Below are 13912 nucleotides of genomic sequence, written 5' to 3'. Positions count from 1 at the left end.
GTTTTTTCTGTTTCTCCCGCGTGGCGCTGGGTGGGTTGGGGGGGTGGGGGGGGGGGGGGGGGGGCGCTTTTCCCCCCCCCCCCCCCCCCCCACGACCGCCTCGCCAAGAACCCGCTCACTCCCCCACGGCGTCCACCGGGAAATCGAGCACGCATTCACCGACGCCGACCTCGGCGGGCCAGTCGAGTTTGAGGGCGCGGTCGACGCGGTCGCCGGCGTCCACCGGGACGGCGTGCGCGGCCAGTCCCATGGCGCGGGCGACGAGGTAGAGCGTCTGCTGCAACGCGCCGACATGCGCCAGCGTCGTGGCGTACGCGCCACCGCCGAGCACGGACGCCATCCGCGGCATCCGCGCGGTGACGGTGATCAGCGCCGAGGGCCGCCGGTGGTTGCCGCCGCCGATCATCGCGATGTCGAGCATCTCGTCGAGATCGGCCACGTCGTCGTTGACCAGGCTGAGCTGGTGGTCGAACGGATCGTAGTGGTAGATCCCGCGGTCCAGCCCCGAACAGCGGTTCACCGACAAGTACAGCTCGAGTTCGTACAGGCAGGCGACGCTGAAATACGGGCGCTGCGAGGCGCTGTGCGCGGGCCCGTTCGGAAGATGCGCGGGCCCGGTCGACCGGATCCGCGCGCCGCGGAACAGGAACTCGCCGATCTGCTCGGCCGACAGCACGCTCTCGGTGAACTCGGGGCAGCTGTGGTCGTTCTCCAGCAACGCCGTCAGCGTCGGATCGGTTTCCGCGCGCTCGGCCAGATCCGGCCGGAACAGCGAGTAGCTCGGGCCTTCGCCGGTGGGGGCCTTGACCACCGGCGGATTCCCGAGCCCGGCGAGGTCGGCCGGTCCGCCGGGCTGCCAGGTGCGGCTCGTGGTGTGGAACGACAACTCGTCCGGAGACCACACGCCCAGTTCGGGATCGTCGTCTTCGGCGAACCTGCCGTTCTCCCCGGCGGCCTGGACGACCCCCGCGGCGACCAGATAGGACCCGATCGCGCCGACCACGCCGCGATCGATCCCGGTCGTGGTCACGATCTCCCCGACCGACTTCGCCGTCGCGAGGGTCGCCGCGACGTGCACCGCCCACGGCTGGGACAGCACCACGCGATAACGCGCGGACGGCGACTCCAGCCCCATCCCGTCGGCGTCGGAACGCAGGGAACTGAAGCGGGACAACCGGATCGGGCGCGTGGCGGGGATCTCCACCGGTGCGAACACCGGGGCGAGCACGACCGGGATCACCGACAGCAGCGGGCCGCGGCCGTCGGCGAGCCCGAGCGAGCGCACCACGGAACCGCCGAGTTCCTTGAGCACCTGCCGCAGCGCGTCGGCGCCCTCGGCCGTCCAGCTCAGTTCGCCTTCGAGATCGGGTTCCTGTTCGACGGGCTCCCATGACGACGTCACGTTCGCCAGCGACACCGGCCCCAAGGCCATCCGCCGCAACGATTCCACCACCAGCGGTTCCGCCTGCGGGAATTCGTGCTCACCCCAGCGCGTGACGACCACCAGTGAGCCGTCCTCACTGATTTCGACGAGGCTGTCGTCGGTGAGCGACCACAGGGGGATCGTTTCGGCCACACCGCCGGGGGGATCTGTCGTCAACTGTTGCTCCAGCTTGATCTACAAGAACATGGGGAACGGATTCAACCGCTCGTAGGGAGTCGGTTCGGCGAGCCTGCCCAGGCGCACCGGTACGTCGAACAGCCGTCCGGGGGCGAAGCGGCTCCAGAACGGACGCAGCCCCGGAACGACCACCCGGACCACCGGGAGGTCGATGTCGGGCCTTGTCTGGTCCAGCACCAGCGTCTCCATTCCCAGTACGGAAAGCCTGCGTACCAAGCACTCCACGTCGTCACGGACGTCGGGACGCCGGACGAACTTGAAGTCCGCGGCCCGTTTCGCCGACCGGCCGGGTGCCGGCAGCAGATACGGCTGGTTCGCGACCGTGGCGTACCGGAGCCACCGCGCCGCGTCGGGATCGTCGAGTTCGACGTCGTTCGCGAGCACCGCCGGGATCATCTGGTTGAGCTCGCTGACCGCCCGCCGCAACGCCGTCCTGGGATCCAGGTGGGCGCCGAAGCCCATCATGACGTTTTCGCGCGGCCCGAGGATACTCCTGGAAAGCGCGACCATCACCGGAACACCGAGATCCGCCGTCAGGTCGAGGACCCACAGTTCCCGGCCGGCCCGCGCGTATTGGCCGACCATCTCCTCGGCCCACGGGTCGTCGAACGACGCGATGTCCACGCCGGGAACGGGAAGCCGGTTGTACCACCACAGCGCGACGGCGTCGCGTTCGACGAGTTCGAGCAGTCCCTGCAGGATCGCGTCCTCGATGCTGCTCCCGGCCGCGCAACCGTTGGAGTCCGCGCGCATCCCGGTGAGCCCGCACTCCCACGGCACCCCGTAGTAGAGGTACGCGGTCGGCATCAGCATCCGGCGCTGCTGCGAAAGCGACCACAGCGGCGTCCAGTCGATGGCGGCTTCGGCGTCGAACCGCTCCGGGACGTACTGGAAGGTGGCGTGCGCGGAGTTCCACTCGGCGCGGTCTTCGTATTGGCGCTCGTCGAAGAGCATGCACGAGTTCGGGTGGACGGCGTCCTCGCCGAGCGCGCTGAAGGTGTCGCGGATCCGCAGTTCGTCGCCCTGGTAGTTCGCCGAGAACCGCTCGATCGCCTCGCACAGCGCGCCGACCTCGGCATCGATCGGGCTCGCGCCCTTGCCGCCGTTCTCCCCGCGCAGCCCGGCCTGCAACCCCGCCTCACCGCGCACGCGGCGCGCGACGTTCTTGCCGGAGTGGTACGCGTTCACGAACGCCGGCGCCCGCGGGTCGCGGGAGATCTCCTTGACGATCCCGGTGACCGGGCTGACCAGGTGGCCGTAGCGGTCGAGCACCTCGACCGGGGTGAGGGTCCGATGCCCGCCACCGCCCGAGGTCGCCTTCTTGGCCTCCCGCAGCACCACCGGCTCGGCCGTCCGCGCGGCGACGATCCCCTCGTCACCGCATTCGGGGCACTGGGGGCGGCGGCGCAGTTCGTGCAGGCGGCCCTGGAGGTCGAGCGTGTCCAGGATCCACACGGCCTGCTGCCCCGGATAGCGGTGTCCCGCCAGCCATTTGGACGCTTCGAGGGAGATCAGGTGCGACGCGGCCGCGGTCAGCGGCGGCACGGCGGGCATCGGGAACGACGCGGGGCCGTCGTGCCCGAGGACCTCCTGCACGCAGGCCTCGGCGTGCCGGTGCCCCCACAGCCGGTTCGTCAGGCAGTGCCAGCAGCCGGACCGGCCGGGCTGCGTGATCGGGCCGATCCACACCTGCGCACCCGACGGCCTGGCCAGCAGCCAGGGCCGCCCGGTACGCCGGTGCTCGGCGTCGATCTCCGCCAGCCGCGGGTCGAGGTAGTCGTCGCACAGCACGATGGCCAGTTCGGACGCCGTGCCGACCACTTCGATCCCGCTCGCGGCCAGCCCGTTCGCCACCTGCGAGGTGTCGACGCCCCGGCCGACCGCGGTCAGGCTCGCCGTCGCCGGCTTCTGGCGGCCGGCCACCGCGGAGGCGTCGAGACCGCACGCGTCCCAGTACGCGAGCGCGCGTTCGTCGCCGCTGATCTCGTCCGGGACGTGGACGGTGACCAGACCGGCCTCGACCAGCCTGGCCAGCACGCCGGTGACCTGTTCGGCGCTCATCCCGTCCGGGCGGGCGGCCAGGAGCCCGTCGAGGTCGCGGGTGCCGTCGAGCAGGGCCGCCACCGACGCGACCTGCGCGCCGCGCATCGCGATGACCCCTTGTTCGGAAAACAGGTAGGCACCGCTCCCCTCGCGGATCTCCGCGCGTAGATGCCGTTTGAACCCCAGGGCACCGTTGATCGAGCCGGTCGTGGAAGACGCCTCGCGCATGAAGACCCCCAGTAGGTCGGTTCGATTCTCGAATCCTGCTCGGCGGGCTCCGCCCCGGCCAGTGCGCGATTCACGCCTCGGATATGAAAAACCCACGTTCTTCCGGGACGCACGCACGCGACAGCTGGTGGACGGCTCACTGGCCCGCGCCGGGCCGCTCTGCCACTGTCGAAGTACTGGGATTCAGGTCTCGACGCGTATCGAGCTGGAGGGCGCTTGCGATGTACACCGGATCACGAGTAGCGGACACGCACCACGGCTCGGCACCTAACCCGATTCCGGTCACGCCCGCAAGCCCCGTCCGTTTCACCCTCCTCGGCCCGCTCGAACTCGTGCGGGACGGGATCGACTACGCGCCGACGACACCGAAGCTGCTGCAGGTGCTGGCCTTGCTGGTGATGAGCCCGGGGAAGATCGTCACCATCGACACGATCGTGCGGGAACTGTGGGCCGACGACCCGCCGCGCAGCGTCCGCACCACCATGCACACCTACCTCTACCAGCTGCGCAAGTGCATCGAGGAGAACGAGCTCGCCCCGTACGGGGAGACCATGCTGGCGACGAAACCGCCGGGATACGTGTTCCGGATCGCCCCCGAGCAGGTGGACGTGTTCGAGTTCCAGGAGCTGCAGCGGCGGGCCCGGGAGCTGCAGCAGCGGGGCGAGCACCCCGAAGCGGCGAAAGCCTTCCGTTCCGCGCTCGCCCTGTGGTCGGGCCCGCCGCTCGCGAACGTCCACTGTGGACCGGTGCTGTCGGCGTACTCGGTCGATCTGGTCGAGCAGCGGCGCAGCACGCTGCACCTGCGGATCGAGGCGGATATCGCGGCCGGGATGCGGCACGAGCTGATCGGCGAACTGCGGTCCCTGGTCGCCGCGAACCCCCTGGACGAGGCCTTGCACGGGCAGCTGATCCGCGTGCTCGGCCGCAGCGGGCGGCGTTCCGACGCGCTCGCCACGTACCGTCAGGTGCGGACCCGGCTCAACTACGAACTCGGCGTCGAACCCTGTGACGAACTGCAGGTACTGCACCATGGCCTGCTGTCCGAGGGTGAACCCGCGTGAACACCACTCCCGGCAACGGAAACGAAAGTGAGGATCGACGGATGAGCATTCGTACCTATGGGCAGTTCTGCGGTCTGGCCAGGGCGCTGGAGATCATCGGCGAACGCTGGTCGCTGCTGATCGTCCGCGACCTCGTCCTCGGCCCGAAGCGGTTCACCGAGCTGCAGGCCGGCCTGCCCAAGATCCCGCCGAGCACGCTGTCCGCGCGGCTCAACGAACTCGAGCAGTCCGGGGTGCTCCGCCGCCGCCTGCTCCCCCAGCTCGACGCCGCGGTCGTCTACGAACTCACCGAGTACGGCAGCGAACTCGACCAGATCGTGCTGGACCTCGGCCTCTGGGGCGCGCGGTCGCTCGGGCAGCCGTCCCCCGAGGACGTCTTCACGATGGACTCGGCGATCCTCTCGCTGTACACGACCTTCCGGAGCGAAAAGGCCAAGGGCGTCCAGGTCACCTACGAACTGCGCTACCCGGGCGAGATGCTCCTGCACGCGATCGTCGAGGACGGCGCGCTCAAGGTCGCGGAGGGCGCGCACCCCGGCGCCGACGCGGTCATCGAACCGCTGGGCCCGTTCATCAAGGACCTGCTGACCGGGGACCTCACCGCCGCCGACGCGACCCGAACCGGCAAGATCCGCCTCGAAGGCGCCTTCGAATACCTCGAACTTTTCGCGGAACTGTTCCATATTCCCGCGGCTCCGAAAGTGACGGAAGGAATCGTCGTCCGTTGAGCCATCCGGCGTAATACCGCAGGTCGGATCAGCAATCCGGAGTAACGGAAAACTACGGATCGCGAGCTATCGTCAAGGTCCGTCACCGGTCGGTCTTTCGTCATAGGAGCCCTTCATGGCCACACTGGATTCGCGTCGTCCGGGTCTGCTCGCCTCGCTCAACGGGAAATACCACCGCGCGGCGCTCCTCGCCTTCGCGGTGGTCGTGGTGGCCCACTGGGCGGAACACCTGGTGCAGGCGTTCCAGATCTACGCGCTCGGCTGGAAGACCGCGGACGCCCGGGGCGTGCTGGGGATCCCCTTCCCGGCACTGATCAGCTCCGAATGGCTGCACTACGGGTACGCCATCGTGATGCTGGTCGCGCTGTTCGCCCTGCGCAAAGGTTTCGCCGGCCGTTCGCGGCAGTGGTGGAACCTGGCGCTCGGGTTGCAGTTCTGGCACCACATCGAGCACCTGCTCCTGCTGATCCAGGCGCAGACCGGCTGGCGGCTCGGCGGCGGCACCGCGCCGAGCAGCATCATCCAGCTGTTCATCCCGCGCGTGGAACTGCACCTGTTCTACAACACGATCGTCACCATCCCGATGATCATCGCGATGATCGTGCACCGGAAGGCCCCCGCCGCCGAGTGGGAGCTGACCGGGTGCACGTGCTCGCCCGAAAGCCGGCGCGAGCTGGCGACCGCGGCGTCGTGACCAGGAGGCTCTTCGCGCTACTGGCGTTGCTGGCGGCGTGTTTCGGGGTCGCGGTGCTCACCGCGGCCCCGGCCTCGGCCCACGTCGAACTCCTGTCCTCGAACCCCGCCGACGGCGCCCGGCTCACCTCGGCCCCCGCCCGGGTCTCGCTCACCCTGTCGGAGAACATCGGCATCCAGCCGAACTCGATCAAGGTCGTCGACCAGCAAGGCACCGACGTGGTGTCCGGTCCGGTGTTCCAGCCGGGCGACGTCGCCGAAGAGGTCGCCGTCGAAATCGAACCCGACCTTCCGGACGGCAGCTATCTCGTCGAGTACGCCTTCGTCTCGACCGATTCGCATCCCGTGCGCGGCACGATCGCCTTCGTGATCGGCACCGGCCCCCTGATCACGTCGGCGGGCGCGGTGTCCGCCTCCACCGGGACCGATCCGGTGACCGACGCGCTGTTCACCACCTTCCGCTGGGGCTCCTTCGGCGGTGTCGCGTTGCTCGGCGGGCTGGTGTTCATCCTGGTCTGCCGCCCGGAGGGCCGCACCGATCCGTCGGCGCGGAAGCTGATCACCGCGGGTCTGTGGCTCTCGGGGGTCACGGCCGTGGCCGGGTTCCTGCTGCAAGGTCCGTACGTCGCGGGCCGCGGGGTGGGCGCGATCTTCGATCCGGCGCTGATCGAGGCGACCCTGCGGGTGGCGTACGGGAAACTCCTGCTCCTGCGCCTGGCCGCGATCGTCGCGCTCGCCGTGATCGTGCGACGGCTGCTCGCGGGTGACCTGCCGGATCGGCTGCGCTCGCGTTACGAAAACCTCGGCATCGCCGCCGGATTCATCGTGATGCTGAGCTTCTCCGCGACCGGGCACGCGGTGGCCGACAAGATCATGTTCCTCTCGGTCAGCGCCGACCTGGCGCATTTCGGCGCGATGGCCGTCTGGGTCGGCGGGCTGATCCAGCTGGCCGTGCTCCTGCGCGGCAGGTACCCGGCGTCCGAGGCCGAGCCGGCGCTGGCGCGGTTCCACCCGATCGCCACCCGGTCGATCGTGATCATGGTGGTCAGCGGCGCCTACCTGGGCTTCCGGCTCGTGCCGTCGGTGGAGGCGCTCTGGACGTCCGCGTACGGCATCGTCTTCCTGCTGAAGCTGACCGGGTTCGCCGCGTTGCTGCTGGTGGCGAACCTGAGCCGCAACGCCGTGCGGCGCGGGCTCTCCGGACGCGGCGGTACCGGCGTGGTGACCGCCGACCTGCGGAAACTGCGGATCAGCGTCGGGATCGAGGTACTGATCGTGGCCGTGGTGCTCGCGCTGGCCGCGGCGCTGTCCTCGATGTCCCCGACCGGCTGATCACCGCTCGATCTCCGCGTCCGGCGGGGTGAACGGCCCCCAGGTGAAGGCCCGGAGCCACGGCTCGGGATCGCCCAGCCAGTCCATGGCGGCGATCTGGGCCGGGCTCCGGCGCCCGGCGAGCGACCGGTACAGGTCCACGGGCGCGCCCGTGAGCACCGCGGCGACCGGCTCGGTGCCGGCGATCCAGGTCGCGCCCTCGGTCTCGATCCGCATCCCGGGCAGTCCGTGCCTGCCCAGCGAGTCGCCGAGGCCGCGGACGAGCACTTCGAATCCCCGCAGCCAAGCGGCGTGCGCCCCGGGCGGCGGAACGCCGAGCGCGTACCGGAGATCGAGTTCGTGAGTGAAGGCGTCCATCACCATGATGTCGCCGCGGCCCTTCCCGTCGCCGTCGGCGGCGAGGAGGGTGTCGGCTTCGGGACCGCGTTCGAGCCAGAGCTTCAGCACTTCGGCGGCCGACGCCGTCTCCGGCACCGGGCAGGACTCGCCACCGAACCGGGTGATCACCCGATCGCAGATCTCGGCCAGATGCGCGATCAGCTCGCGCACGGTCCACTGTGGACAAGCCGGGACGGCCCGCTCGGCGGCGCCGGCGTGGTCGGCGACCAGGATCGCGAAGTTCTCTCTGACCTGCCGATACCCTTCGGCCGCTGTCGCCGTATTCCAGCCAGGGACCCGAATTCGGCTGCTCGTCACGCGGCCACCTCCAGTAGGGGTAAGCGATGGTCGTCCATTCTCCCACCGCTTCGGAGCTTCACCCTTCTTCCCGATTGCGCGTACCGTTCAAAGCAAAGACCACCCACCCGTGGCGCGTGTCGCCGAGGCTTCAGGCACACTGGTCGGTGAAAGCCCCGTGTGGCAAGAGAAAGCGCCCAATGGCGACACATCGACCACTGTGGAGGTGACCAATGGAGATGCCCGGCTTCGATCTGGCGTGGCGTGGTTTCAACCGCGCTCAGGTCCGGGAATTCGTTCGCGAGGTGGAAGCCGAACTACGACGGGTGGAAGCGGAACGCGATGAAGCCCTCCGCCGCGGAGACACGCTCGCCGCCGAGCTCACCGCCGCGCGAGAGGACAATCGCGAATTGAGGGCGACGGTCGACCGGATCAGCCGGGTGCCGATCGCGCCGGACGCGTTGCAGGAGCGCTCGCGCCGGATGCTCGAACTCACCCGCGAAGAAGCCGAAGACATCACCGCGCGCGCCGCCGAAGAGGCCACCAAGGCCGAGGCGGAACGGAAGCGGATCGCCGAAGACTTCGAGCGCGCCATGACGCTGCGCCGCGCGGAGGCGATGCGCGCGCTCGCCGCACAGGACGAAGCCGCGCAGGCCCGGGCGCGAAAACTGCTCGACGACGCCACCCAAGAGAGCGAGCGCCTGGTCGCCGAAGCGCGACAGAAGGCCGACGTGGCCCTCCGCCTGCGCGATGACGTGCTGAAACAGCTGGTCGGCTGCCGCGAACTGCTCACCGAGGCCGGCTCGGCACTGGCCGTGCCCGACTCACCGGAACCGGAAGTGCCCGTTCAGCGCCGGAGCAGGCCCGAAGCCCGCACCGGCACCGAAGCGGCCGCGACCTAGCCCGGACCCCGCCCCACCGCCACCCTCGACGGACAGGCTCCGCCTGACTGGTCGAATCACACACCCGACGAAAACACGACCGGCCGGATCTCCATCGCGTTGATGTGCGCGTCCGGGATCTGGCCCGCGATCTCGATCGCGCGCTCCTTGCTGTCGCATTCGACCAGGTAGAAGCCGGCCAGGTACTCCTTCGACTCCGCGAACGGGCCGTCGGTGACCACCGGGACACCGTCACGCACCCGCACCACCGTGCTCTCCTTCGGCTCCCCCAGCGCCTGCGTCCCCAGCAGCTCGCCACTCTCGGTGAGCTTCTTCATGAAAGGGTCGATGCGGGCGACCACCTCGTTGCGTTCCTCCTCGGGGAGGGCGTCCCAGGCGGTGGGGTTCATCGTGATCATGATCATGTACTTCATCGGTGTTCCTCCTGGTCGTCCGGCCGGTGCCCGGCCACTCACGCAGGAGTCGGAGCCACCGGATCGTCCTCGACATCCTGGCACCCGGAAATTCCGCTTCCCCGGGCACATACGTGGGGAGGGTATAGTGGCCAGTGACAGGGAACGACGAGAGAACGGGTGCGGAATGACGGGCTACGGCACCGAGCGGGAGGCCTATCTCAAGCGCCTGCGCCGGATCGAAGGGCAGATCCGCGGCTTGCAGCGGATGGTCGAGGAGGACAAGTACTGCATCGACATCCTGACGCAGGTGTCCGCGGCCACGAAGGCGCTGCAGTCGTTCTCCCTCGAACTCCTGGACGAGCACCTCGCCACCTGCGTGGTCCACGCCGCCGCCGCGGGTGGTGAAGAGGCCGACCTCAAGGTCCGGGAGGCGTCCGACGCCATCGCCCGGCTGGTCCGGTCCTGATCAGGCGTTTCCGCGGAACCGGCGTAGCCGCAGGCTGTTGGTGACGACGAACACCGAGGAGAACGCCATCGCGGCCCCGGCGATCATGGGGTTGAGCAGGCCGAGCGCGGCCAGCGGCAGCGCGGCGACGTTGTAGGCGAACGCCCAGAACAGGTTGCCCTTGATCGTGCCGAGCGTGCGGCGCGAAAGCCGGATGGCGTCCGCGGCGGCGCGCAGGTCTCCGCGGACCAGGGTCAGATCACCGGCCTCGATCGCGGCGTCCGTCCCGGTCCCCATCGAGAGACCGAGATCGGCCTGCGCGAGCGCGGCCGCGTCGTTGACGCCGTCGCCGACCATGGCGACCACGCGGCCTTCGGCTTGCAGCCGCTTGACGACGTCGACCTTGTCGGCGGGCAGGACCTCCGCGACCACCTCGTCGATCCCCACTTCGGCGGCGACGGCCTTCGCGGAACCGGTGTTGTCGCCGGTCAGCAGGACCGGGCGGAGTCCGAGCGCTTTCAGTTCCGCCACGGCCTTGGCCGAAGTCGGCTTGACCGTGTCGGCGACGACGACCACACCGCGTGTCTCGCCGCCCCAGGCGACGACGACCGCGGTGGCGCCACGGTCCTCAGCGGCCGTCTTGACCTGGGAATACTCGTCGCCGACAGCGATGCCGTGCTGTTCGAGGAGAGCGGGCCGCCCGGCCAGTACGGTCTTGCCTTCGACCTCGCCGAGCACGCCCAGGCCCTCGACGCTGCGGAACCCGTCGACCGGCGGCAGCTCGCCCAGCCGCTCTTCGGCGGCCGCGACGATCGCGCGGGCGATCGGATGCTCGGAAGCGTGCTCGACCGCCGCGGCCAGGCGCAGGACTTCGGTCTCGGCTGCCTTGTTTTCATCAGGACCGATTTTGGCGGCATCCTCGTAAGTGGCACCGAAGAGATCGGTGAGGCTCATCTTCCCCGCGGTCACCGTGCCGGTCTTGTCCAGGACGACGGTGTCGACCGCACGAGTGGACTCGAGCACCTCGGGCCCCTTGATGAGGATGCCCAGCTGCGCGCCGCGGCCAGTGCCGACCAGCAGCGCCGTCGGCGTGGCCAGCCCGAGCGCGCACGGGCAGGCGATGATGAGGACCGCGACGGCGGCGGTGAAGGCGGCATCGGCTCCGCTGCCGGCTCCGAGCCAGAAGCCGAGCGTGCCGACCGCGAGCGCGATCACCACCGGGACGAATACGGCCGACACCCGGTCGGCGAGCCGCTGGACCCGGGCCTTGCCGTTCTGCGCGTCCTCGACCAGCCGCGCCATCTGCGCGAGCTGGGTGTCGGCGCCGATCCGGGTGGCGCGCACGACGAGCCGTCCACCGGCGTTGACCGTCCCGCCGACGACGGTGTCCCCGGCGCCGACCTCCACCGGGACCGCTTCCCCCGTCAGCATGCTCAGGTCGACGGCCGATGCCCCGTCGGTCACGACACCGTCGGTGGCGATCTTCTCCCCTGGCCGCACGACGAACTCGTCGCCCGTCTTCAGCGCGCCGATCGGGACCCGGCTCTCTGTGCCGTCTTTGAGGATCGCGACATCCTTCGCGCCGAGTTCGAGCAGCGCCCGCAGCGCGGCGCCGGAGCGGCGCTTGGACCTGGCTTCGAAGTACCGGCCCGCGAGGAGGAAGGTGGTCACCCCGGCGGCGACTTCGAGGTAGAGGTTGCCCGCGCCGGACCCGCGCTGCATCGTCAGCTCGAAGCCGTGCCGCATACCGGGCACCCCGGCGGTGCCGAACAGCAGGGCGTACAGCGACCAGAGCGTGGCTGCGACGACGCCGAGTGAGATCAGGGTGTCCATGGTGGCGGCGCCATGGCGGAGGTTCGTCCAGGCCGGTCGGTGGAACGGCCACGCGCCCCAGGTGACGACCGGCGCGGCCAGTGCCAGCGAGACCCACTGCCAGTAGGTGAACTGCCAGGCCGGGACCATCGCCAGCACGATCACCGGCACGGCGAGCACGGCCGAAACGACGAGACGCGTACGAAGCGCGCCAGTCTGGTCTTCGTCTTCGTCGGGTTCGGGCGGCTGGGCCGTGTAGCCGGCGGACTCGACGACACCGACGAGGTCTTCGACCGAGAGCGCGGCGGGGAAGTCGACCTGCGCCTTCTCGGTGGCGTAGTTGACCGTGGCGGAGACGCCGTCGACCTTGTTCAGTTTGCGTTCGACCCGCGCGGCACAGGACGCGCAGGTCATCCCGCCGATGGCCAGCTCGACCCGCTGGGATGTCGCGGCGCTCACGGCGTACCTCCCGGGTGGCCCTCGTGATGGCCTTCGTGCACGCTGGTCGGCGCCGGTGCCGGCGTCTCCTCCAGCGGCCCGACGGCGGAACCGATCGCCCAGGCGACGGCGAACACCGCGACCAGGGCCGCGGCGAACGCCGACACCTTGACGGCGGTGCTCACGAGACGAGCTGGTAACCGGCCTCGGTGACGGCCGCGTCGACGGCTTGGACGTCCAGCGGCGCGTCGCTGGTGACGGTGACCTTGCCGCTGGCGACGTCCACGTTCACGGCGCTGACGCCCGCGATCCCGCTGATTTCCTCGGTGACGGAGGAGGCGCAGTGCCCGCAGGACATGCCCTTGACGGTGTAGGTGGCTTCGGCCATCGGTACGAACTCCTCTACAGGACAGGTGGAGCGATCACTTCCTTTATACCCCGTGGGGGTAGGGGTTTGCACAGAGGGTGCGGGCACACTGCGGAAATGAGGAAGATCTCCGCCATCGGCATCGGCGCCGGCGACCCGGAACACCTGACCGTCCAGGCCGTCCGGCGGCTGAACGAGACCGATGTGTTCTTCGTCCTCGACAAGGGTTCGGAGAAGCAGGACCTGACGGCGCTGCGCCAGGAGATCCTCGACCGGTTCGTCGAACGGCCCGGCTACCGCGTCGTCCGGGCGCCGGACCCAGAACGCGACCGTGCTCCGGACGACTACCGGAAGGCCGTCGCCGACTGGCACCGGCTCCGGACCGACGTCTACGAAAGCATGATCGCTTCCCTGGGTCCCGACGAGCGGGGCGCGTTCCTCGTATGGGGAGACCCCGCGCTCTACGACTCGACCCTGACGTTGCTGGACGCCGTACTGGCCAGGGGGAACGTCGAGTTCGAGTACGACGTCATCCCGGGCGTCAGCAGTGTGGCCGCCCTGACGTCCCGGCACCGGACCACGATGAACCAGATCGGCCGCCCGGTCCTGGTCACGACCGGCCGCCGTCTCGAGGCCGGATGGCCCGCGGACGTCGACGACGTCTTCGTGATGCTGGACGCGAACTGTACCTTCTCGCAGTTCGTCGACACGGGCCTGGAGATCTACTGGGGCGCATACCTCGGAACCCCCGATGAACTCCTGCTGTCCGGTCCCCTGTCCGCCGACCTGGCCGCGGAAATCCGCACCCTCCGCGCCTCCGCCCGGTCCCGAAAGGGCTGGATCATGGACATCTACCACCTACGCCGCCCCGCCCCCTCCCGCATTTAGTCCTCTGAATGCGGGAGCCCCGCCACACCCTCACGTGCCCAAACCCGTCACTCGCGTGCCTGAATCCGGAACTCGTGTGTTCCGGGTTCAGGCACGTGTGTGACGGGTTCAGGCACGGGTGTGACGGGTTTTGGGTATGAAAAAAGGGTCCAGGCCCCGGGAGAACTCGTGGTTCTCGACCGGGGCCTAGACCCTTTATCAAGGTTAGTCCGGCGGTGTCCTACTCTCCCACAACCCTTCGGTTGCAGTACCATCGGCGCTGTCAGGCTTAGCTTCCGGGTTCG

The 13912-nt window shown here is 69.4% G+C and carries 14 protein-coding genes and 1 rRNA gene; 7 read left to right on the top strand and 8 right to left on the bottom strand.

Annotated elements, in window-relative coordinates:
- Positions 1-115: 115 nt before the first annotated feature.
- Complete coding sequence (locus AC069I_RS44260; RefSeq protein WP_478268070.1) at positions 116-1576, bottom strand: SagB/ThcOx family dehydrogenase; 1461 nt, start codon at positions 1574-1576, stop codon at positions 116-118.
- Between the two features lie 42 nt (positions 1577-1618).
- On the bottom strand, positions 1619-3892 hold the full coding sequence (locus AC069I_RS44255) for a TOMM precursor leader peptide-binding protein (protein WP_478229173.1): 2274 nt from the start codon (positions 3890-3892) through the stop codon (positions 1619-1621).
- Positions 3893-4113: 221 nt separating this feature from the next.
- Between AC069I_RS44255 and AC069I_RS44250 the strand changes: the two genes are divergently transcribed.
- The 4 genes from AC069I_RS44250 (at position 4114) to AC069I_RS44235 (ending at position 7706) form a co-directional block, all read left to right on the top strand.
- Positions 4114-4953 carry an AfsR/SARP family transcriptional regulator gene (locus tag AC069I_RS44250; protein WP_478229172.1) on the top strand — a complete coding sequence of 280 codons (840 nt, stop codon included), beginning with the start codon at positions 4114-4116 and terminating at the stop codon, positions 4951-4953.
- A 41-nt stretch (positions 4954-4994) separates the two neighbouring features.
- Positions 4995-5681, top strand: a complete 687-nt coding sequence (locus tag AC069I_RS44245) for a winged helix-turn-helix transcriptional regulator (RefSeq protein WP_465422210.1) — start codon at positions 4995-4997, stop codon at positions 5679-5681.
- Between the two features lie 115 nt (positions 5682-5796).
- Positions 5797-6375: a hypothetical protein gene (locus AC069I_RS44240; RefSeq protein ID WP_478229171.1), complete on the top strand. Its 579-nt coding sequence runs from the start codon at positions 5797-5799 to the stop codon at positions 6373-6375.
- Entirely contained in the window at positions 6372-7706 is a 1335-nt protein-coding gene (locus AC069I_RS44235; protein WP_478229170.1) for a copper resistance CopC/CopD family protein, read from the top strand. Before AC069I_RS44240 ends, AC069I_RS44235 begins: the two co-directional genes overlap by 4 nt.
- On the opposite strand, the gene AC069I_RS44230 is transcribed toward AC069I_RS44235, so the two are convergent.
- Positions 7707-8402: a maleylpyruvate isomerase family mycothiol-dependent enzyme gene (locus AC069I_RS44230; RefSeq protein ID WP_478229169.1), complete on the bottom strand. Its 696-nt coding sequence runs from the start codon at positions 8400-8402 to the stop codon at positions 7707-7709. It lies immediately after the preceding gene.
- A gap of 218 nt (positions 8403-8620) precedes the next feature.
- On the opposite strand from AC069I_RS44230, the gene AC069I_RS44225 reads away from it, so the two are divergent.
- Positions 8621-9283, top strand: a complete 663-nt coding sequence (locus AC069I_RS44225) for a M protein (protein ID WP_478268068.1) — start codon at positions 8621-8623, stop codon at positions 9281-9283.
- A 56-nt stretch (positions 9284-9339) separates the two neighbouring features.
- On the opposite strand, the gene AC069I_RS44220 is transcribed toward AC069I_RS44225, so the two are convergent.
- Positions 9340-9696: a YciI family protein gene (locus AC069I_RS44220; RefSeq protein ID WP_478232267.1), complete on the bottom strand. Its 357-nt coding sequence runs from the start codon at positions 9694-9696 to the stop codon at positions 9340-9342.
- A gap of 166 nt (positions 9697-9862) precedes the next feature.
- On the opposite strand from AC069I_RS44220, the gene AC069I_RS44215 reads away from it, so the two are divergent.
- Positions 9863-10144 carry a metal-sensitive transcriptional regulator gene (locus AC069I_RS44215; RefSeq protein ID WP_007034631.1) on the top strand — a complete coding sequence of 94 codons (282 nt, stop codon included), beginning with the start codon at positions 9863-9865 and terminating at the stop codon, positions 10142-10144.
- Here the strand turns inward: AC069I_RS44215 and AC069I_RS44210 are convergent, their stop codons facing one another.
- The 3 genes from AC069I_RS44210 to AC069I_RS44200 are packed head-to-tail and all read right to left on the bottom strand — an operon-like array spanning position 10145 to position 12761.
- Entirely contained in the window at positions 10145-12349 is a 2205-nt protein-coding gene (locus tag AC069I_RS44210) for a heavy metal translocating P-type ATPase (RefSeq protein ID WP_478268069.1), read from the bottom strand.
- Between the two features lie 41 nt (positions 12350-12390).
- Complete coding sequence (locus tag AC069I_RS44205; protein ID WP_340684149.1) at positions 12391-12558, bottom strand: hypothetical protein; 168 nt, start codon at positions 12556-12558, stop codon at positions 12391-12393.
- The gene (locus AC069I_RS44200) at positions 12555-12761 is read right to left on the bottom strand and encodes a heavy-metal-associated domain-containing protein (protein ID WP_478229165.1); all 207 of its coding nucleotides are present in this window, start codon (positions 12759-12761) and stop codon (positions 12555-12557) included. Before AC069I_RS44200 ends, AC069I_RS44205 begins: the two co-directional genes overlap by 4 nt.
- A 96-nt stretch (positions 12762-12857) precedes the next feature.
- Between AC069I_RS44200 and cobF the strand changes: the two genes are divergently transcribed.
- Positions 12858-13628 (top strand): precorrin-6A synthase (deacetylating), encoded by a 771-nt coding sequence (cobF, locus tag AC069I_RS44195; protein WP_478268067.1) that lies wholly within the window; start codon positions 12858-12860, stop codon positions 13626-13628.
- A gap of 207 nt (positions 13629-13835) precedes the next feature.
- Here the strand turns inward: cobF and rrf are convergent.
- A 5S ribosomal RNA gene (rrf, locus tag AC069I_RS44190) occupies positions 13836-13912 on the bottom strand; the annotation flags it as partial.

It is taken from the genome of Amycolatopsis sp. NPDC043885, assembly GCF_056435685.1.
This window is presented reverse-complemented; position numbering and strand designations above follow the sequence as displayed.

Coding starts and splice junctions, on each gene's coding strand:
- AC069I_RS44215 (WP_007034631.1), top strand. CDS start 9,863: ATGACGGGCTACGGCACCGAGCGGGAGGCCTATCTCAAGCGCCTGCGC.
- AC069I_RS44245 (WP_465422210.1), top strand. CDS start 4,995: ATGAGCATTCGTACCTATGGGCAGTTCTGCGGTCTGGCCAGGGCGCTG.
- AC069I_RS44200 (WP_478229165.1), bottom strand. CDS start 12,761: ATGGCCGAAGCCACCTACACCGTCAAGGGCATGTCCTGCGGGCACTGC.
- AC069I_RS44220 (WP_478232267.1), bottom strand. CDS start 9,696: ATGAAGTACATGATCATGATCACGATGAACCCCACCGCCTGGGACGCC.
- AC069I_RS44250 (WP_478229172.1), top strand. CDS start 4,114: ATGTACACCGGATCACGAGTAGCGGACACGCACCACGGCTCGGCACCT.
- cobF (WP_478268067.1), top strand. CDS start 12,858: ATGAGGAAGATCTCCGCCATCGGCATCGGCGCCGGCGACCCGGAACAC.
- AC069I_RS44225 (WP_478268068.1), top strand. CDS start 8,621: ATGCCCGGCTTCGATCTGGCGTGGCGTGGTTTCAACCGCGCTCAGGTC.
- AC069I_RS44210 (WP_478268069.1), bottom strand. CDS start 12,349: ATGACCTGCGCGTCCTGTGCCGCGCGGGTCGAACGCAAACTGAACAAG.
- AC069I_RS44240 (WP_478229171.1), top strand. CDS start 5,797: ATGGCCACACTGGATTCGCGTCGTCCGGGTCTGCTCGCCTCGCTCAAC.
- AC069I_RS44255 (WP_478229173.1), bottom strand. CDS start 3,892: ATGCGCGAGGCGTCTTCCACGACCGGCTCGATCAACGGTGCCCTGGGG.